The following is a 19,723-nucleotide window of genomic DNA, read 5'->3' as shown; positions in this document are numbered from 1 at the left end:
TCTTGGCGGGGTGTGCCAGTGGGCAGGGGCGGGCATAATGCCAATTATGTCTACATCTTCAGGAATGCCCGCATGACCCAGATCAGCGTCGAACGCAAACACTCACTCGGCCGCGAGGCCGCCCGTGCCAAGGCCGAAGCGCTGGTCGACAAACTCAGCCGCGAATACGACCTGAAGGCCACCTGGAACGGTGATCGCGTCGATGTGGCGCGCAGCGGCGCCAACGGCAGCGTGCACATTGGCGATGACAGCATTCGCGTGGAACTGAAGCTTGGCATGATGCTGTCGATGATGAGCGGCACCATCAAGGGTGAGATCGAGCGCGCGCTGGACAAGGCCCTGGCCTGAGTCGGGCTGCCTGCCGATGGCCGAGCAGGCAGCGCTGCCAATCGGGCTTCAGGAGGCAGGAAACGGTATCACGCCCTCGACCTGTGCCAGTTTGAGGTCACCCCGGTACACGTTGGCTCGCTCGGTGGCACTGCTTGCCGCTTCCAGGCGGGCGCTGCGGCTCAGCCCGAGGGGCTCGGGGAATTTCAGGTGGCCTTTGCTGAAATCGTGCGAGCCCGCGTCTGCACGGGCATAGTGGAAATGTGCCTCCCACAGGGTTTCCTCTGGCAGATCTGCCCTGCGGATCGTGTAGACATCCAGGAAGTCACCGGCCCGCAGGCGTTTTCTCACCCGGCCTGGCTGGATGATGATCTTGCCTGCCCGGTGCAGGTAGTTCAGTGCATCGCTCCCGGGGTGGCGAGTATTCAGGTAGGTTACTGTCAGCAGTTCGTTTTTGAGTGTGCGCAGCGCGGCGCTGGTCTCGCCTAGACGAGCAGTCATCGCTTGGTCCTGGTGGCTGGTGCCGAGCCCGGACGCCAGCTCGTCCAGATTGTCGATGAAACCGTCCATGAGGTCTGCCAGACCGTTCGGTTCATCGCTGCTTACATACTGGCGAGCGGTAATCTCAAGACGTGTCGTTCCCCCCATCAAGGATGTAGCACGCTCACGCATTGCCCGGTAGTTGCGAGGCCCGGCCTGGGGGGCAGGGGTGTCGTCATAAAGCCCTTCCCGTTGCTCGTACACCTGCAACACCTGGCCGCTGTCTGGATCATGCTGAGCCATTTGGCTGGACCCCTCGACCTCATCGCCCAGTACTGCCCTGCCTCTTGACGTCCTTATCAACTTGCGGCGCCCCGGGCGTATGCGGTGAGCCACCTGCCGCGGCGCAGGCGGATCGGGTAGCTGGCTGTCGCTCAATACTGTACTCAGATTGCTTTCTGCGACCTGCTTGAGGGCGCCGACTTCAGCGATATAGGCGTCCAGCATCGGCATGTCCAGCGCCGGGTCTTCCCACAGTTGCAGATACCTGGCAATGCCTGTCGCGCGCTCGTACTGGCGCAGGGCGTAGTTGAGGATTTCAGCCTGGTCGGCAAGCGAAAGGTCGCTACCTGCCAACAGTTCATGGCTGATCGCTGCTGTCCGAAAGTCGTCGTTGAACAGCTCGGCGTGCATCAAGCGCAACGCGTCGCCATCGACGTCGGTCGACAATGCACGGTCGAACGTCAACTGGTACAGGTCGCCGATGACCTGCCTGCGCAACAGGACCGAGGAACAGGGGCGCATCTCGATCAACTTTCGAATCTGGTTTTCCTTGTCCGCAAACTGGATTTTCGCATCGTTGAGGGTGGCCAGGGTATTGCGGTCAAGGCGCAGGCTGGCCTCGAGGATACGTCGGTCGATAGCGAGAACATCGCGATAGCGGCCGCGCACTGCGGTGTATTGCTGCAGCTGTTGCGCGTCCAGAGGACCTGAAGGAAGCAGGGCATTCTGTCGCTCGATTTCGCGATGGTCTGCCAGCTGGCGCAGCCTCAGGAACAAAATAGTGTCGTTCTTGATGAGCTTGTAGGCCAGGTCACCCCGGGTACGCTGGTTGTCTGCCTGCCAGGGTGCAGATTGTTTCACTACACGGCCAGTCTGCGCATCGAACTGTTCCTTCACCAGCGCAAGCTTGGCAAACCGAGGCTCAGCGAGCGCTTCGCAGCGTTGGAGCATGCGGGTCATCAGCCGTGCCGACTCTTCATGACAGCGCGCGCTCAGCTGCAGGTCCAGGAGAATCTCCGAGCGCAAGGTGCCAAGAGCGTCATAGCTTTGTTGCATGTCTTCGGGCAGGTTGCCGGGGTCGGTACGTAACAGGCCGAGTTGTGACTGGTAAGTGCTTTCGAACAACAGCAGTTGGCGGTCAAACGGATCGAGCGCCAGGCGTTTGCGCACTGCCTGTTCCGCAAGCCGGGCCAGGCTGTTGCTGTCGGCGACCTGTTCGACGATCGCGGCCTGGAACGCTGCATCATTTTCAGCCGCCAGCTGCCGCGCGCTTTTGGGCATGCCACCGGGCAGGTGCAGGTCAATGACCCACTCTTCGTTCCAGCGGGTCAGCCATGGGCCTTTGCGGCGCTCGCGCCCGACGATGTAGTAACCGTCCCGCTCGCCTCCCCATTCACTGCTCCAGGGGCCTTGGCTCTGGTCTGGGCCGATGATGCGCATGCCGTTCCATTCTTCCTGTACTTCATAGGCATCGTCCTGCAGCTTCACGTAATGGCGCCCCTGCAGCTTGAACAGCCCGCGCAGCCGTCCCTGGGTTTCCAGGATGGCGCTTGCCAGTGAGTGCCGCGCACGCAGGCTGCCCAAGGTGCGCAACAAGGCAGGTGGCAGGTTTCCCAGGCGCTGGTTGGCGTGCCAGCGCCTCACCGTCAGGGCTGTGGGCACCTGCTCGGTCACGGGCTGCCACTCTCGTGGTCGAGGCTTTTCTGCTGGGACCTGCACCACGCCGCTGTGCTCAGGCGATGGGTCGTTCAGCCGGAGTTCTGGCAGTTGGGGTTCAGGCGTGCGGGGTGTCGCTATGGTGTGGATCAGCAGCATAGCCACGTTACTGATCAGATCTGCGGTGGCCATCGCTCGTTGTTCAACGGTGCCATTTGATAGCGCGTCAATATCGTTTTTCAGTGCCATCAGGCTGGTGACGAGCCACGCAAGGGTGGCGGCGGGTCCACGCAATAGGGTCAAAGCGGTGTTGAACAGCACGGCGGCAAAATGCACAAGCATTGCCCAGCGTTCCTGGCTATTGGACACGCTTTGGCGCGAGGCCAGCTGCCGCATGGCATTGAGCCGCGCTTCGAACATGTGGATATCGAGCCTGGTTGGCCATGGCCTGAACGCGGCGCTGGCGGGCTGCTCGAGTTTCTTCAGGATGGTCGTTACCACGGCAGTGGAGGGGCTGAAGGTATAGGCCAGTGATTCAAGTTCAGGATGAATGTGGGGTTTGCTGAAGCCACCGTTGGCATACCTGGCCCTGGCGGCTGCGCTCATCCAGTCGAGCATGCTCTGGCCCAGCGCTGGCTCGGTACGAATGCAATCCATCAGCTGCGCAATGCTCGGGAACACCCGTACAGGGTCTTCGGGGTAGAGCGGGCGATATAGCATCCAGTTTCCGGTTGCGTGCAGCTTGATCAGGAACATGCAGGCCACCTCGTCCTTTGCGGCCCCGGGGGCGAAGGCAAAGGCGAGCGGGGCCAGGGTCAGTTGGCGCTGATCGTCGCTGTCGCCGTGGCAGAAATCGTTGATGGTCTGGTGGGTGCGGCTGTCCAGTTTGCCGCCAATCCTGGCTTTGAGAGCACTGAACATCAGGCCGCTGCGCCATTCGCGGGCATACTGGTGTATCCGCTGCAGGGTCGCCTGTTCCTCGGCCAGAACGTGGTCCAGGTACGCGGGGTAGTTGCCGCCGATGTCGAGCTCACCGATCCACCGGGCGATAGTGTCCAGATCCAGGTCTTTGTCGGCCAGGGCGTTGCCAGCCAGGTCGCTGAGGCCCGTGGCCGACTCCCCTATGCCGCTGTCCAGGCGCGAGACCATCAGCTCGGTGAGCGACACATGCCGGCTGATTTCGAGCCGGGCCAGGCCGGTGCTGGAGTACTGCATCGCCACGGACAATGTGACCATCACCCGATCTGGGTGATAACGGGGCTTGCCGTCGGCCCTCTGTGGCATTTTCTGCAGCAGCCTGTCGACTGCATAGCGATGGATGTCCTGCACATCATCCAGCGCCGATTTGCCCTGGGACAACGCCTGGCAGGCCGAGAGCTCCAACAGCGCCGCGTAATAGTCCAGGCGCTCGGTGCTACTGGCCTGGGCCAGCCAGCCAGGCAGTTCGACTACTGGAAGGTCGGGCGCCAGGTAGGCGTGGTCAAGGAAATAGCTCGAAGGGTCGCTGACCCTGTCGAAGGTGCTCTCCAGCGTACTGACGCTGTCATGGCTGGCCACCTGCACCTGGCCTATGCGCATGAGCGTGTCGTTGAGCAATTGCGTGGCCTGAAAGCTGAAAGGGTCACCTTCTACAGGCTGATATGCCCAGGACATGCTTTGGAACACCTGTTGGCCAGCGAGCGCATCGCGTAACGCGGTGGCGAATGCCGACAGGCTGACGTAGCTGTGGACAATGCCCGATGGTCTGCACCAGAGCACGCGCTGCCCGGGGGCGGTGATGATGAGCAGGTCGGGAAGTGACTGGTGACGGGTGATGCCATCGCGCTGCAATGTTACCTGCAGTGCCTGCACAGCAGGCCTTTCACCGCTGCTGGCAATCAGCGAATACAAGGTGGAGCTGTCTGCCCCACTCAGGCCCTGACGATGAACATTGTCGAGCAACGCGGCCTTGAGCATCTGCTGCAACCATTCCAGGGGCGTTATCCCTGATGCATCGCTGGGCCCAGTCCAGAAACTGATCAGCGCTTGTTGGTAACGCTCGATCAGCCTGCCGAGCAGGTCGGTGAAGTCCCCGTCGAGATGGGTCATGCTCAAGCTGATTTCAGGCCGGGTCGCCGGGTCGGCCCCCTGTTCCTGAGCGCGAAAAACTGTGGGTGGCGCCAGGCTTACCTGGTCGGAAGGCACCAGCACTGTGGGGCTGGCGCCTAGAAAACACGCCAGTAGTGCGTCGACCAGGGGGCATGGGGCAGACGCTGCGCGAAGAATGTAAAAGGGCTGCAGAGAATCGAGCTGTGGGTAACCCTGGCGTATCCAGGGATAGCGCCCGGTCAGGGCGGCGAAGCCTTCTTTGGCGGCCACAGCGCGCAGGCCTGGTCGTTTGGCGAAATGGGAAGCAACCAGGCGTTTGAACGATGGCCTGGGTTCCGCTGGGTTGTGGGACATGCAGTGTGCTCCGGTCGTTTGGCTGGCGACGGTAGAGCGCATGCTTGTCAGCGCGGCGGTAGATAGATCAGTGGCTGCAATGCTTAGGGTGAAGATTCTAATTTCCCGCCTTACCTTATGCTCAAGCCCAACCTCCATGGGCGGTTTCTCCTCCACTCATGAGCATGAGGTACAGAGCATGGCCAAAGTGAATGTGAAGAAAAAGGACGACGCCCAGAGCACCTTGGGCGAGGTGCGCGGCTACGCGCGCAAGATCTGGCTGGCTGGCATCGGCGCTTACGCGCGGGTGGGCCAGGAAGGTTCGGACTACTTCCAGGAGCTGGTGAAAGCCGGTGAAGGCGTAGAAAAACGTGGCAAGAAACTCATCGACAAAGAGCTCGATGCGGCCAACCACCAGATCGACGAAGCCACCCATGAGGTGAGCCGCGTACGCGGCAAGGTCGAAGTTCAACTGGATAAAATCGAAAAAGCTTTCGACGCGCGGGTCGGTCGCGCCTTGAATCGCCTTGGCATTCCGTCTAAACATGACGTTGAAGCGTTGTCGATCAAGCTTGAACAGCTGCACGAGCTGCTTGAGCGTGTCGCGCAAAAACCATAAGGAGAGCAGGATGGCTGGCAAGAAGAATTCCGACAAAGAAGGCAGCTCCTGGGTCGGCGGGATCGAGAAGTATTCCCGCAAGATCTGGCTGGCGGGGCTGGGTATCTACTCGAAAGTCGACCAGGACGGCCCCAAGCTGTTCGACTCGCTGGTGAAGGATGGCGAGAAGGCCGAGAAGCAAGCGAAGAAAACCGCTGAAGAGGTAGCCGACAGCGCCAAATCATCGACCACTTCGCGTGTGTCGGGCGTGAAAGATCGTGCGCTGGGCAAGTGGAGTGAGCTCGAAGAGGCCTTTGACAAGCGCCTGAACAGCGCCATCTCGCGCCTCGGTGTGCCAAGCCGCAACGAGATCAAGGCCCTGCACCAGCAGGTGGATAGCCTGACCAAACAGATCGAGAAACTGACCGGCGCTTCGGTTACGCCCGTTTCGTCGCGCGCGGCTGCGGCCAAGCCGGCGGCACGCAAGGCAGCGGCCAAGCCATTGGCCAAGGCGGCAGCTGACAAGCCAGCGGCAAAAACTGCCGCGGCAAAACCTGCGGCTAAAACTGCAGCGGCAAAACCAGCAGCCAAAACCGCTGCTGCGAAGCCGGCAGCCAAGCCTGCAGCGGCCAAGCCAGCGGCAGCGAAGAAACCAGCTGTGAAGAAAGCGCCGGCCAAACCGGCAGCCGCCAAGCCAGCAGCCCCAGCAGCCAGCGCTGCGCCAGCTGCGACCGCCGCCCCGGCACCTGCCGCGGCCCCCGCCAGCAGCACGCCGTCGGCACCTACCGGCACCGGTACCCTGATCTGATACCGCGTTCGCCTTATTCGCGGGTGAATCGGATCGCCGCACCGCCGCTCCCACAGGACCACGCTATGCCTGTGGGAGCGGCGGTGCGGCGATCCGATTCACCCGCGAATGCGTCGGCAAGGGCAATACATCCCGGACAGGTCTACTCCTCCAGATACTTCACTGCCAACTGCTCCGCCGCCGCCCGTGCCTGCGGTTGCAGATGCGGCGCCACCAGCATCATCACCTGATACACCACAATTCCCACATCCCCTTCGCGCCCCAGCACCCGCTGGTAATCCAGCGAAAACATCAGGGTCATGGTGGTCTGCTCCACCAACTGCCCCAACGCCTGCGTCTCGCTGACCACCTGGCCCTGGCCCTTGAGGCTGGCCAGCAATGCCGCAAGCGTGCGCTTGAGTGCGTTGATCAGGCTGCGCATGCCGCGGGCCAGTTTCGGCAGGCGGCCAGTCAGGTTGGACAGGTCCTGGAACAGAAACCGGTACTGGGCCATGCGCTCCACGATCAAGTGCAGGAACAGCCAGTAGTCCTCAGCCTCCAGGCGAACCTCCAACGGTGGATCGAGCAAGGGCATCAACGCCTCTTCAAAGCGCTCGAACAGCCCTAGCACCAGGGGTTCCTTGCCGTGGAAGTGGTAATACAGGTTGCCTGGGCTGATGCCCAGTTCGTTGGCAATTTCCAGGGTGGATACGTTCGGCTCGCCCTGCTGGTTGAACAGCTGCAGGGCGCATTCGAGGATACGGTCGCGGGTCTTCATCCAGTGAACATGCTCATCGGGTCAGGACATAGGTGCCTGGCGCGGGGCCCAGCGGTGGGTAGGTGCTGTTGCCCAGTTCGGTGCGGGGTGCCTTCAGCGGGCCCGAGCGTGGGGTGATCCATTCCAGCCACAATGGCCACCAGCTGCCTTCGCTACGCTTGGCGTCGTGGAACCACGCACGCGGGTCGCTGGAAAGCCTGGGGTTGGCCAGGTAGTAGGCTTTGGGATTGCCGGGCGGGTTGATGATGCTCTGGATATGCCCGCTGTTGGCCAGGATGAAGCGGCGCTCGCCACCCAGCAGCAGGGACGAGCGGTACACCGCGTCCCATGGGGTGATGTGGTCATTGCTGCCGGCAACGGTGAAGCTGTCGAGGTCGACCTGCGACAAGTCGATGGGCGTGCCGCACACTTCGAGGCCGGCCGGGTAGGTGAGGGGGTTGAGCTTGAAGAAGTCCAGCAGGTCGCCATGCAGCGCGGCGGGCAGGCGCGTGCTGTCGGCGTTCCAGTAAAGGATGTCGAAGGCCGGTGGTGTCTTGCCGAGCAGGTAGTTGTTGACCCAATAGTTCCAGATCAGGTCGTTGGGCCGCATCCAGGCGAAAATCCGCGCCACCTCGCCACCGTCCAGCACGCCACGCTGGTACGAGCGGCGCTTGGCTGCCTCGATCGTCTGTTCGTCGGCAAACAGGCTGGCGGGGCTCTCGAACTTGCTGTCCAGCAGGCTGACAAGGTAGGTGGCGCTGCGTACCCGACGCAGCTGCTGCTTGGCCTGCAGGTGACCTTGCAGCGCGGCCATGGTCAGGCCGCCAGCACAGGCACCCATCAGGTTGGGGTCGCGGTTGCCACTGATGCTGCGGCAGGCGTTGAGTGCTTCCTCCAGGGCCTGTACGTAGCTCGACAGCCCCCATTCGCGATGGCGGGGGTCAGGGTTGCGCCAGCTGACCATGAACACCTGCAGGCCACTCTTGAGCATGTACTGGACGAAGCTGTTGCTCGCGCTGAGGTCGAAGATGTAGAACTTGTTGATTTGCGGCGGCACCACCAGCAGTGGGCGTGCGTGCTGCTTTTCGCTCATCGGCTTGTACTGGATCAACTCCAGCAGCTCATTGCGAAACACCACCGCGCCGGGGGTTGCCGCCAGGTTGCCGCCTACCTCGAAGGCGCGCTCGTCTACCTGGCGCGGCAGGCCGTCGTTATGGCGCAGGTCTTCAAGCAGGTGCGCCACGCCACGCACCAGGCTCTGGCCGCCGGTATTGAATAGCTCCTTGACGGCCAGCGGGTTGAGCAGCGAGTTGCTGGGGGCCAGGGCATCGTTGAGCAGGTTGAACAGAAAGTGCGTGCGGGCCCGGTCGTCGTCGCTCAGGTGGCTTTCCTCGATCCACTGGCGGGTTTGCTTCTGCCACGCCAGGTACGCCTGCAGACTGCGGCGGTAGAACGGGTTGCTGCTCCATGTGGGGTCGCTGAAGCGCGCGTCACGGGGGTTTGGCTGGTACGGCGTGTCGCCCAGCACTACCCGCCCCAGTTGCCCGCCGAGGGCCAGCAGATGCTGCGCGGTATGCAGCGGGTGGCGCAGGCCATGGCGGCCGACATTGCGCAGGGTGGACAGCAGGTCGCGGCCGCGCAGGCCGAGGATGGCGTTCTGCACGTTCATGTGGGTGGCGGGGAGCGATGTCGATCCTTTGGCCGGTTTTTCTTTCATGGCAACATTCCCTCGTCTAAGCCATTTTCAGCCGCTGGCACTATGGGAGCGGGTTTACCCGCGAACACCGGCAAAGCCGGTGCCATACACCGAGTTGGCTTTTCGCGGGTAAACCCGCTCCCACAGGTTTTGCGTCGCCCTCACAAACCCGAGGCCGGGCGTGGGTGCATGACCGCGCGCTGTCGTTCTTGCTGCAGGAACTTCATGATGATCGGGGCGACGGCCTCGGCCCGGGTGATCAGAAACAGATGGCCGTCGTCGATAATGTGTAGCTGGGCATTGGGAATCCGCCAGGCCAGCAGGCGCATGTTGACCAGCGGGATCAGCGGGTCGTCGTCGCCGGCCAGCACCAGGGTCGGCTGCTGGATCTTGTGCAGCCAGTGGATGCTGGTCCAGCCAAGCCCGGCGAACAGTTGCCAGTAATAGCCCAGCTTGCCGCCGGAGCGCACCTTGGCCGCATGGTGCATGGCCAGCTCGGGGTCACGCCGAAAGCCGCCGCCATAGATCATCGGTGCGATGCGGATGACGTGCGACGGCTGCACGTAGCGCCGTGGGCTGGCCATCATCCACAACACTTTCGGCTTGCCCGGCACCATCACCGCACCGGCGGCGGTGGCGGCCAGCACCAGCTTCTTGCAGCGCTCGGGGTAGTCGTGGGCGAACTGCTGGGCCAGGGCGCCGCCCCAGGACACGCCGATGGCATTTACCTGCCCGTAGTCGAGGTAGTCGAGCATGCGTGCCGTCAGCTTGGCCAGCCCGGGGAAGCGATACGGGTGGCGTGGCGTGGACGACCCGCCGACCCCGGGTACGTCGAAGGCGATGACTTCCAGGTCCGGGTCCAGTGCTTCGATGAACGGAAACACCAGCTCCAGGTTGGCTCCGATGCCGTTGAAGATCAGCAACGGTGTCAGGTGTGGCTTGCCTGGCCGGACGGCGGTGCGAATGGACTGGTTGTCCAGCTCGACGGTCCTGAAGATATAGGGTTGCGGCATGCGCGTGACTCTTGGGTGAAGTTAACACCGTGGCGCCCAGCAGGGCGCCACGGCGCTGCAACTCAACGCTCGTGAACGTAGGTGCCCGGTGCGGCTTCGCCAGCGGCATAGGCGCGGTTGCCCAGGCGGGTAGGTGCCTTTTTCAGCTCGCCGGCACGTTCGCCCAGCCAGCTTTGCCAGTGCAGCCACCATGAGTCGGCGTGCTTGGTGGCGTTTTCCTGCCAGGCCACCGGGTCGCCCGGGCGGTCGGCACCCGTCATGAAGCGTGCCTTGGGGTTGCCCGGCGGGTTGAGGATGCTCTGGATATGGCCGCTGTTGGACAGCACGAACTCGATCTTGCCGCCAAACAGGTGCGCCGAGCGGTAGCACGACTGCCACGGGGTGATGTGGTCGGAGGTGCCGGCAACGCTGAAAATGTCGCAGTGCACGTTCTTCAGGTCGATCGGGGTGCCGCACACTTCCAGTGCATCCGGGCGCGTCAGCGGGTTGCTTTTGAACATTTCGATGAGGTCGCCGTGGAAGGCGGCCGGCAGGCGCGTGGTGTCGTTGTTCCAGAACAGGATGTCGAACACTGGCGGCTCGTTGCCGAGCAGGTAGTTGTTGACCCAGTAGTTCCAGATCAGGTCGTTGGGGCGCATCCAGGCGAACACCTTGGCCATCTCGCTGCCTTCGAGCACGCCGGCCTGGTATGAATGGCGCTTGGCGGCTTCCAGGGTCTGCTCGTCGACGAACAGCGCCACCTGGTTATCCATGGTGGTATCCAGCACGCTTACCAGCAAGGTCAGGGCGTTGACCTTATTCTCGCCGATTGCGGCGTAGTGGCCTACCAGCGCGGTGCAGGTGATGCCGCCAGAGCATGCACCGAGCATGTTCAGGTCCTTGCTGCCGGTAATGGCCAGCACCGCGTCGACAGCCTCCTTGAGCGCGTCGATGTAGGTGGACAGGCCCCATTCGCGCTGGGCCTTGGTCGGGTTGCGCCAGCTGATGATGAACGTCTGCTGCTGCGAGCGCAGGCAGTAGCGGGCCAGGCTTTTTTCCGGGCTGAGATCGAACACGTAGAACTTGTTGATCTGCGGTGGCACCACCAGCAGCGGACGGGCATGCACCTGCTCGGTGATGGGGCTGTACTGGATCAGCTCCAGCACGTCGTTGCGGTACACCACGGCACCTTCGCTGGTGCCCAGGTTCTTGCCCACCTCGAAGGCGTCCATGTTTACCTGGCTGGGCATGCCGCCGTTGTTGACCATGTCCTTGGCCAGATTCGACAGGCCATCGAGCAGGCTTTTGCCACCCGTTTCGAAGAAGCGTTTGACCGCTGCCGGGTTGGACAGGGTATTGGTCGGGGCCATGGCTTCGGTCATCAGGTTGATGACGAACTGGCCGCGGCTGATGTCCTGGGGTGACAGGTCGCTGCTGGCGACCCAGTCCTGCAGTTCGTTGCGCCAGGCCAGGTAGGTTTGCAGGTAGCGGCGGTACAGCGGGTTGTTGCTCCAGGCCGGGTCGTTGAAGCGACGGTCGTCGCTTTCCGGGGCCAGGCTGGACTTGCCCAGCAGTACGTTTTTCAGCTCCAGGCCGAAGTGGGCCACATGCTTGGCGCTGTGCAGCGGTTGGCGCACGGCCTGGCGCAGCACGGTACGTGCCGAGCTCAACAGGTCCTTGCGGCGAATGCCGATGACCGGGTTCAGCCCCAGGGTGTTTTCCGAGGCCTGCCGCTGCAGCTCATCGTTGTTCTTGTTACTCATCTACGACGCTCCGTTGTCCTGAGACGAGTACCGGATGCCTGTGCCGGAAGCACAGTCCTGAGCCCGGTACTGCTACTCGGGTGACCAGTGATAAGGAACAGCGGTGCTGCGGGGGTTCTGACTGCCTGCAAGGTGATGCAGGGAACTTGCCACACCCATTGGTTACCCGACTTTCATGTAATGCGCAAGACAGCCCGTCACTGGGCTGTCTGTAGGGCATTCAAACAGATGAATTTAGAAAATGCGCTCTAAACCTTGCAGGCCTTGCGCTAGAGCATGAGTTTGACCACGGCTTCGGCCGGGTCGCGGGACTTTCCGGCCTTGTGCAGTTCGTCGAGGTACTCGGCCCACAGCTGTGCCTGGCGCAGGCACAGCTGTTCGAGGTATTCCCAGGTGAACAGGCCGCTGTCGTGGCCGTCGTCGAAGGTCAGTTTCAGTGCATATTGGCCGGCAGGTTCCAGGCCGACAAGGCCGACGTTGATCTTGCCGAATTGCAGGATGGGGTTGCCGTGGCCCTGGACTTCGGCGGAGGGGGAGTGCACGCGTAGGAATTCGGCGGGCAGGGTGTAGACCTCGCCGGGGGCGTAGGTGAGGCTAAGGGTTTTCGAGGCTTTGTGCAGGTTGATGGCGGTGGGCAGGCGGGCCATGACGGGAATCTCTCGGGAGCTGATGGTGCACAGCTTCGGGAGATTCGGGGGATTGTGCAAGGGGCTGCTTTGCAGCCCATCGGCGGCAAGCCAGCTCCCACAGGTACTCCACAGTCTTCAGGGTTGCGGTGATCCTGTGGGAGCTGGCTTGCCGGCGAAAGGGCCGCACAGCGGCCCCCTGCGGTCTTACAGGATGTAACGCGACAGGTCTTCGTTCTGCGCCAGCTCACCGAGGTGGCTGTTCACGTACGCCGCGTCGATCTGGATCGGTGCTTCGTCATGGGTGCTGGCCAGGTCACCTGCGCTGAACGACACCTCTTCGAGCAGGCGCTCGAGCAGGGTGTGCAGGCGGCGGGCGCCAATGTTTTCGGTTTTTTCGTTGACCTGATAGGCAATCTCGGCCAGGCGCTTGATACCGTCGGCAATGAACTCGATGTTCAGGCCTTCGGTTTTCAGCAGTGCCTGATACTGCTCGGTCAGCGACGCGTGCGGCTCTTGCAGGATGCGCTCGAAGTCTTCCGGGGTCAGTGCCTTCAGCTCGACCCGGATTGGCAGCCGGCCTTGCAGCTCGGGCACCAGGTCGCTCGGCTTGCTCAGGTGGAACGCGCCCGAGGCAATGAACAGGATATGGTCGGTCTTGACCATGCCCAGCTTGGTGTTGACGGTGCAGCCTTCGATCAGCGGCAGCAGGTCGCGCTGCACACCTTCGCGGGACACGTCGGCGCCGCCAACGTTGCCACGCTTGGCAACCTTGTCGATTTCGTCGATGAACACGATACCGTGCTGCTCGACCGCTTCCAGGGCCTTGGCCTTGAGTTCTTCCTCGTTGACCAGGCGGCTCGCTTCTTCCTCGCGAACCAGCTTCAGCGCTTCTTTCACCTTCAGCTTGCGCGCCTTGCGCTTGCCCTTGCCCATGTTGGCGAACAGGCTTTGCAGCTGGTTGGTCATTTCTTCCATGCCGGGCGGTGCGGCGATTTCCACACCCACGGCATCGGCCACTTCGATTTCGATTTCCTTGTCGTCCAGCTGGCCTTCGCGCAGGCGCTTGCGGAACAGCTGGCGGGTGTTGGAATCGCTGCTGGTCTGCGCGGCTTCCTCGCTGAAGCTGGTGACCCGCGCCTGTGGCAGCAGGGCGTCGAGGATACGGTCTTCGGCAGCGTCCTCGGCGCGGTGGCGCACGCGGATGATCTCTTGCTCACGCAGCATCTTCAGCGCGGCGTCAGCCAGGTCGCGGATGATCGATTCGACGTCGCGGCCCACATAGCCCACTTCGGTGAACTTGGTGGCTTCGACCTTGAGGAACGGCGCATTGGCCAGTTTGGCCAGACGACGGGCGATTTCGGTCTTGCCGACGCCGGTCGGGCCGATCATCAGGATGTTCTTCGGGGTCACTTCGGCACGCAGCTCGGCAGGCAGCTGCATGCGCCGCCAGCGGTTGCGCAGGGCAATGGCCACGGCGCGCTTGGCGTCGTCCTGGCCGATGATGTGGCGGTTGAGTTCGTGGACGATTTCGCGGGGGGTCATGGACATGATGAAAATGGTCCTTGGGCGGATGATCAGCGTGGAAAAGTCCCGCTTGCAGCGGGACGCCAGAACAGCTGAATCAGTCGGCCAGGTCCTGCTCCTCGATGGTCAGGTTGTGGTTGGTGAACACGCAGATATCACCCGCGATGTTCAGAGCGGTCTCGGCGATTTCTCGGGCCGAGAGGTCGGTCTTGTTCAGCAGCGCGCGGGCTGCGGCCTGGGCGTATGCGCCGCCGGAACCCATGGCGATCAGGCCGTCTTCGGGTTCGACCACGTCGCCGTTGCCGGTGATGATCAGCGAAGCGTCCTTGTTGGCCACGGCCAGCATGGCTTCCAGACGGCTCAGGGAACGGTCGGTACGCCATTCCTTGGCCAGTTCGACGGCAGCGCGAACCAGATGGCCCTGATGTTTCTCGAGCTGCCCTTCAAAGCGCTCGAACAGGGTGAAGGCATCGGCGGTAGCGCCGGCGAAGCCTGCAATGACCTGACCGTGGTACAGGCGGCGCACTTTCTTGGCGTTGCCTTTCATCACGGTGTTGCCGAGGGATACCTGGCCGTCGCCGCCCATGACGACTTTGCCGTTACGGCGGACAGAAACGATGGTGGTCAAGGGAGAGTCTCCACGCAGCGGGGCGAAAGTGCCTGATGCAGACTCATATGGGGGTGGGGGGAAGGATTTCAACCGTGAGGGATGAATGGTCAGTGTTCTGCTGCGCCGGCCTCATCGCCGGCAAGCCAGCTCCCACAGGAATACCACAGACCTTGAGGGCAGTGATTTCCTGTGGGAGCTGGCTTGCCAGCGATGAGGCCAGTGAGGGTTACTCAGGCCTCGTGGCAGACGTGCCCGTCGACCAAGGTATAACGCACGGCCCCCGGCAGGCAGTGGCCGATGAACGGGCAATTCTCGCCACGCGAGAACCACTGCTCGCCGGCAACGGTCGAGGCTTGCGGGTCGAACAGCACCAGGTCGGCTGTGCCACCCACTTTCAGCTCGCCGGCCGGCAGGCGCAGGGCCGCCGCCGGGCCGCTGCTCAGGCGTGCCAGCAGGGTTGGCAGGTCGAGCAGGCCATCCTGAACAAGGGTCATGGCCAGCGGCAGCAGCAACTCGACGCTGCTGATGCCAGGCTCGGTGGCGCCGAACGGGGCCAGCTTGGCATCGCGCTCGTGCGGCTGGTGATGGCTGGAGATTGCCTGGATCACCCCCGCCTTCACTGCCTCGCGCAGGCCATCGCGGTCGGCGGCGGTGCGCAGCGGCGGCTGCACGTGGTACAGGCTGGAGAACTCGCGCAGCGATTCATCGGTGAGGATCAGCTGGTACAACGCCACGTCGGCGGTCACCGGCAGGCCGAGTTGCTGGGCCTGCGCGATCAGCCGTGCGCCACGGGCGCTGGTGATCTGGCTGAAGTGCGCGCGCACACCGGACTGCTCCACCAGCAACAGGTTGCGGGCCAGGGCCACGGTTTCGGCGGTTTCCGGGATGCCCGGCAGGCCGAGGAAGCTGGCCATGGCGCCTTCATGGGCCAGGCCGCCCTGGGCCAGGTCGCGGTCCTGGGAGTGGAACACCACGGTCAGGTCGAAGGTGGCGGCGTATTCCAGGGCGCGGGCCAGGGTACGGTTGTTGGGGATTTGTTTCAGGCCGTTGCCAAACGCAACGCAGCCGGTGTCGCGCAGGGCTACCAGCTCGGCCAGCTGCTCGCCTTCCAGGCCTTTGGTCAGCGCGCCGATCGGGTAGACCTTGCTGTTGGCTGCCTCGCGGGCGCGGTCGAGAATCAGCTCGGCCACAGCCGAGGTGTCCAGCACCGGCTTGGTCTGCGGTGGGCAGCACAGGCTGGTAACGCCGCCGGCCACCGCTGCGCGGGTTTCACTGGCGATAGTGCCTTTGCGGCTGTAGCCCGGCTCGCGCAGGGATACACCAAGGTCGACCAGCCCGGGCGCGGCGACCAGGCCATCGGCCTGAATCGTACGGTTGGCGCTGAACCCGGCCGGGGCGGCGCCGATGGCGGCAATGCGGCCGCCGTCCAGGTGCAGGTCGGTAACCTGGTCCAGGCCGCTGTTGGGGTCGATGACCCGGGCGCCGAGAATACTGATTGTCACTGGGCGTTCTCCTGGTCGAATTGACGTTGCGCGTTCTGCCCGCTCATGGCCATGGACAACACGGCCATGCGCACGGCGATGCCGTAGGTGACCTGGTTGAGGATCACCGAGTGCTTGCCGTCGGCCACCGCCGATTCGATTTCCACCCCGCGGTTGATCGGCCCCGGGTGCATGACGATGGCATCGGGCTTGGCCCCGGCCAGGCGTGCGGTGGTCAGGCCGAACAGGCGGTAGAACTCGCCTTCGCTGGGCAGCAGGCCACCGGCCATGCGTTCACGCTGCAGGCGCAGCATGATCACCACGTCGACGTCCTTCAGGCCTTCGGCAAGGTCGGTGTAAACCTTCACGCCGTACTGCTCGATCCCGATCGGGATCAGGGTTTTCGGGCCGATCACGCGGATGTCCGGGCAGCCCAGCGCCTTCAGCGCCAGCATGTCGGAACGGGCCACGCGCGAGTGCAGGATGTCGCCGACGATGGCTACCGAGAGGTTCTCGAAGCTGCCCTTGTGGCGGCGGATGGTGAGCATGTCGAGCATGCCCTGGGTCGGGTGCGCATGACGGCCGTCCCCGCCGTTGATCACGGCCACGTCCGGGCATACGTGCTCGGCGATGAAGTGCGCAGCGCCGGAATCCGAGTGGCGCACGACGAACATGTCGGCGGCCATGGCTTCGAGGTTGCGCAGGGTGTCGAACAGCGTTTCGCCCTTGCTGGTCGAGGAAGTCGACACGTTCAGGCTGATCACGTCGGCCGACAGGCGCTGGGCCGCCAGTTCGAAGGTGGTACGGGTACGGGTGGAGTTCTCGAAGAACACGTTGCACACGGTCTTGCCGCGCAGCAGCGGGACTTTCTTCACGGCCCGGGCGCCAACTTCCAGGAAGGAATCGGCAGTGTCGAGGATCTCGGTGAGCAGTTCGCGGGGCAAACCGTCAAGCGAGAGGAAGTGGCGCAGCTGGCCCTGATCATTGAGCTGCAGCGGGCGCTTGGCGTCGATTGGCGTCATCGCGGGGGACTCTTAAAGGGCGGAAGCGGAGGCGAGGTCCTGGCGCTCGAGGGCGAGCGGTGCGGGTCCGGTCAATTTTACCCGTTCATGGGCAGCCAGCGACAGGGTGGCACCGAGCACATTCGGGCGAATTGGCAGTTCGCCGGCATCCAGGTCCAGCAGGCAGACCAGGGTGACGCTGGCCGGGCGGCCATAATCGAACAGTTCGTTGAGCGCGGCGCGAACGGTGCGGCCGCTCATCAGCACGTCATCCACCAGCACCAGGTGCTGGCCTTCGACCTCGAACGGCAGCTCGGAAGGGCGCACCTGTGGGTGCAGGCCGTTCTGGCTGAAGTCGTCGCGGTAGAACGAAACGTCCAGGGTACCCATGGCACTGGTGTCGCCCATGGCTTCCTGCAGGGCCTGGGCGACCCAGACGCCGCCGGTGCGGATGCCGATGTAGCGCGGCTCGCTGATATTGCGGCGGGCCAGGTGGGCACGAAGGTCGACAGCCATCTGCCGAACCAGGTCGGCGGGATTGGGTAGGCTCATTGCGGGCTCCTCGGAGGGGTGCGCCGGGTGGGGCCCGGCGGCAAAGATGATCAGGTATTGGCCTCCAGCCAGCCTTGCAGCAACAAGGCGGCGGCGATGGCATCGACCGGGTTGTCGCGGTAGCTGCCGCGCTGGCCGCCACGGGCCATGCGCTCGCCCTTGGCCTCGAAGGTGGTCAGGCGTTCATCGTGGGTGTGCACGGGGAGGTTGAAACGGCCATTCAGGCGGCGGGCGAACTTTTCGGCGCGGGCGCTCATTTCGCTGGGCGTGCCGTCCATGTTCAGCGGCAGGCCGACGACAATGGCGTCGGGCTTCCATTCGGTAATCAGCTTTTCCACCTGGGCCCAGTCCGGTACCCCGTTCTGTGCCTTCAGGGTGCACAGCTCGCGCGCCTGGCCGGTGATTACCTGGCCCACGGCCACGCCGATCTGCTTGCTGCCGTAGTCAAAACCCAGCAGCAGGCGCAGCTCTTGAGGTAGCTGGGCCATCAGGCGTGGCCCGCCTGGCTGGTCAGCAGGTGCAGGTTGATGCCCAGGCTGGCGGCCGCAGCCTCCAGGCGCAGGTCGCTGGCTACGCCGAAGATGATTTCAGGGTCGAACGGGCAGTTCAGCCAGGCGTTGTCGGCCAGCTCGGCCTCCAGTTGGCCCGCTTCCCAACCCGCATAGCCGAGGGTGATCAGGCTCTGTTTCGGGCCTACCCCGGCGGCGATGGCCAGCAATATGTCTTGCGATGTGCTCAGCGACAGCCCTTCCAGTGCCACGGTGGCCTGGAAACTGCACTCGTCGCTGTGCAGCACGAAGCCACGGTCGGTCTGTACCGGGCCGCCCTGGTAGATCGGCACCTGCAAGGTGCTGGCCGGGGGCGCTTCGTCCGGGCGCAGCTGCTCGAGGATGTCCGCCAGGCTCAGTTCCTGCGGCCGATTGACCACCAGGCCCATGGCGCCATTGGCGTTGTGCTCGACGATGTACGTGAGGGTCTGGGCGAAGTTCGGGTCGGCCATGTGCGGCATGGCGATCAGGAACTGATGCTTGAGGTAGCTCGGCGTGAGGGTTTTCATGGGGGATAGTGTGGCGCCCAGTTACGAGGCTGACAAGGTGCGCAACGAGGCTTGCGCGATCACTGTGGGAGCGGCTTTAGCCGCGAAGGCGTCCGACCAGGCGACATCATTGCCTGATCTGGCGCATTCGCGGCTAAAGCCGCTCCCACAGGGGGATGTGCAGGCCTTGGATCAGTTACTGGACAAACGGTCGCCACGGGCAAACCGCCAGGTGCGGATGATTTCCAGCCGGTCGAATTCGGCCAGGTCGCCGGTAAACGGTGCAAACGGCGCCGCGAGCCTAACGATGCGCTGCGCCGCCTGGTCCAGTACCGCCTGGCCGGACGACTCCAGCACCAGCACCTCGTACAGCGAGCCATCGCGGTTGATCGACACCATCATGCGCAAGTTGCCGTAGATCTGCTGCCGGCGAGCTTCGTCGGGGTAGTTCAGGTTGCCCACCCGCTCAACCTTCTTGCGCCACTCTTCCTTGTACCAGGCACCCTTGTCGCGCATGGTCGACGCCGCATTCAGGCGGTGGATGCGGGGGCGTTTGGCGTAAAGCTGCTGCTCGTTCGACAGCTCTGCTTCCAGGCTGGCGATCTGGCTGGACAGCTGCGAACTGTCGAAGTCTGGCGCTGGCGCGGCCGGCTTGGGCTGTGCCTTGCTTTCCTTGGGCTTGGGCTCGACCTTGTGCGGCTTGGGTGCCGTGGTCACCACCGCCGATTTTTGCGGCGCAGGCGGCGGTACTACCTCGGGCCTGGCCGCAGGCGGCGGGGTGATCTTGTTGATCTTGCTGTCCTGGAACGGCGCCAGCTCGGTGGTCTTGGGCACTGCCTTCTTGTCCAGGGTACCGCTGCCCTGCTGGTTGTCCTGCGCCTGGAAATCGGCCTTCTCGGGCGGTTTTTCGCTCTTGAAGGTGGCCAGGGTGATGTCCATGGTGTGGCGGATTTCTGCCGGCTTGACCACGGTGAAACCGACACCAAGGATCAGCGCCAGGTGCACCAGTGCAGCCAGGAACAGGGTAAAGCCAAGCCGGTCCACCGGGCGAACTCGGGGCGGCAGCAGGTCGGCAGGGATGTCAGCGGGCAGCGTCATCGGGTATCCAGCAACCGCAGGGCGGGGCTGCGG

Annotated in this window: 17 protein-coding genes; 3 read left to right on the top strand and 14 right to left on the bottom strand. The window is 63.5% G+C overall.

Annotation, left to right across the window (positions count from 1 at the left end):
* The first annotated feature begins 72 nt into the window (after window positions 1-72).
* Complete coding sequence (locus tag AC5O5I_RS26000; protein ID WP_033701930.1) at window positions 73-348, top strand: polyhydroxyalkanoic acid system family protein; 276 nt, start codon at window positions 73-75, stop codon at window positions 346-348.
* Window positions 349-396: 48 nt separating this feature from the next.
* Here the strand turns inward: AC5O5I_RS26000 and AC5O5I_RS25995 are convergent, their stop codons facing one another.
* On the bottom strand, window positions 397-5,325 hold the full coding sequence (locus AC5O5I_RS25995) for a dermonecrotic toxin domain-containing protein (protein ID WP_494511778.1): 4,929 nt from the start codon (window positions 5,323-5,325) through the stop codon (window positions 397-399).
* Between the two features lie 40 nt (window positions 5,326-5,365).
* On the opposite strand from AC5O5I_RS25995, the gene AC5O5I_RS25990 reads away from it, so the two are divergent.
* Window positions 5,366-5,785, top strand: a complete 420-nt coding sequence (locus tag AC5O5I_RS25990) for a phasin family protein (RefSeq protein ID WP_172285450.1) — start codon at window positions 5,366-5,368, stop codon at window positions 5,783-5,785.
* A 10-nt stretch (window positions 5,786-5,795) separates the two neighbouring features.
* Entirely contained in the window at window positions 5,796-6,572 is a 777-nt protein-coding gene (locus AC5O5I_RS25985) for a phasin family protein (RefSeq protein WP_172220123.1), read from the top strand.
* 142 nt (window positions 6,573-6,714) lie between these two features.
* On the opposite strand, the gene AC5O5I_RS25980 is transcribed toward AC5O5I_RS25985, so the two are convergent.
* From AC5O5I_RS25980 to AC5O5I_RS25920, 13 genes are all read right to left on the bottom strand, one after another.
* Window positions 6,715-7,329: a TetR/AcrR family transcriptional regulator gene (locus tag AC5O5I_RS25980; protein ID WP_172285451.1), complete on the bottom strand. Its 615-nt coding sequence runs from the start codon at window positions 7,327-7,329 to the stop codon at window positions 6,715-6,717.
* A gap of 13 nt (window positions 7,330-7,342) precedes the next feature.
* Complete coding sequence (phaC, locus tag AC5O5I_RS25975) at window positions 7,343-9,025, bottom strand: class II poly(R)-hydroxyalkanoic acid synthase (RefSeq protein WP_172285452.1); 1,683 nt, start codon at window positions 9,023-9,025, stop codon at window positions 7,343-7,345.
* Between the two features lie 140 nt (window positions 9,026-9,165).
* Entirely contained in the window at window positions 9,166-10,017 is an 852-nt protein-coding gene (phaZ, locus tag AC5O5I_RS25970; protein WP_172220113.1) for a poly(3-hydroxyalkanoate) depolymerase, read from the bottom strand.
* Between the two features lie 62 nt (window positions 10,018-10,079).
* Window positions 10,080-11,759, bottom strand: coding sequence for a class II poly(R)-hydroxyalkanoic acid synthase (gene phaC / locus AC5O5I_RS25965; RefSeq protein WP_172220110.1), 1,680 nt, complete (start codon window positions 11,757-11,759; stop codon window positions 10,080-10,082).
* Between the two features lie 269 nt (window positions 11,760-12,028).
* Window positions 12,029-12,406 carry a gamma-butyrobetaine hydroxylase family protein gene (locus AC5O5I_RS25960; RefSeq protein WP_172229808.1) on the bottom strand — a complete coding sequence of 126 codons (378 nt, stop codon included), beginning with the start codon at window positions 12,404-12,406 and terminating at the stop codon, window positions 12,029-12,031.
* Between the two features lie 186 nt (window positions 12,407-12,592).
* A complete protein-coding gene (gene hslU / locus AC5O5I_RS25955) occupies window positions 12,593-13,936 on the bottom strand; it encodes an ATP-dependent protease ATPase subunit HslU (RefSeq protein ID WP_172229805.1) in 1,344 nt (447 codons plus the stop codon).
* A 73-nt stretch (window positions 13,937-14,009) separates the two neighbouring features.
* The gene (gene hslV, locus AC5O5I_RS25950) at window positions 14,010-14,540 is read right to left on the bottom strand and encodes an ATP-dependent protease subunit HslV (RefSeq protein ID WP_003249309.1); all 531 of its coding nucleotides are present in this window, start codon (window positions 14,538-14,540) and stop codon (window positions 14,010-14,012) included.
* A gap of 212 nt (window positions 14,541-14,752) precedes the next feature.
* Entirely contained in the window at window positions 14,753-16,024 is a 1,272-nt protein-coding gene (locus tag AC5O5I_RS25945) for a dihydroorotase (RefSeq protein WP_172229802.1), read from the bottom strand.
* Window positions 16,021-17,025, bottom strand: a complete 1,005-nt coding sequence (locus AC5O5I_RS25940; RefSeq protein WP_008099987.1) for an aspartate carbamoyltransferase catalytic subunit — start codon at window positions 17,023-17,025, stop codon at window positions 16,021-16,023. Before AC5O5I_RS25940 ends, AC5O5I_RS25945 begins: the two co-directional genes overlap by 4 nt.
* 12 nt (window positions 17,026-17,037) lie before the next feature.
* Window positions 17,038-17,556, bottom strand: coding sequence for a bifunctional pyr operon transcriptional regulator/uracil phosphoribosyltransferase PyrR (gene pyrR / locus AC5O5I_RS25935; protein ID WP_172229799.1), 519 nt, complete (start codon window positions 17,554-17,556; stop codon window positions 17,038-17,040).
* 50 nt (window positions 17,557-17,606) lie between these two features.
* Window positions 17,607-18,044 (bottom strand): Holliday junction resolvase RuvX, encoded by a 438-nt coding sequence (gene ruvX, locus AC5O5I_RS25930; RefSeq protein ID WP_172229796.1) that lies wholly within the window; start codon window positions 18,042-18,044, stop codon window positions 17,607-17,609.
* A complete protein-coding gene (locus tag AC5O5I_RS25925) occupies window positions 18,044-18,613 on the bottom strand; it encodes a YqgE/AlgH family protein (RefSeq protein ID WP_172229793.1) in 570 nt (189 codons plus the stop codon). Before AC5O5I_RS25925 ends, ruvX begins: the two co-directional genes overlap by 1 nt.
* A gap of 171 nt (window positions 18,614-18,784) precedes the next feature.
* Window positions 18,785-19,690, bottom strand: coding sequence for an energy transducer TonB (locus AC5O5I_RS25920; RefSeq protein ID WP_172287915.1), 906 nt, complete (start codon window positions 19,688-19,690; stop codon window positions 18,785-18,787).
* Window positions 19,691-19,723: the final 33 nt, after the last annotated feature.

The organism is Pseudomonas sp. 9_2_1, assembly GCF_059295275.1.
The sequence above is the reverse complement of the archived record's forward strand: the minus strand, read 5'-3'. Positions and strand labels throughout refer to the sequence as shown.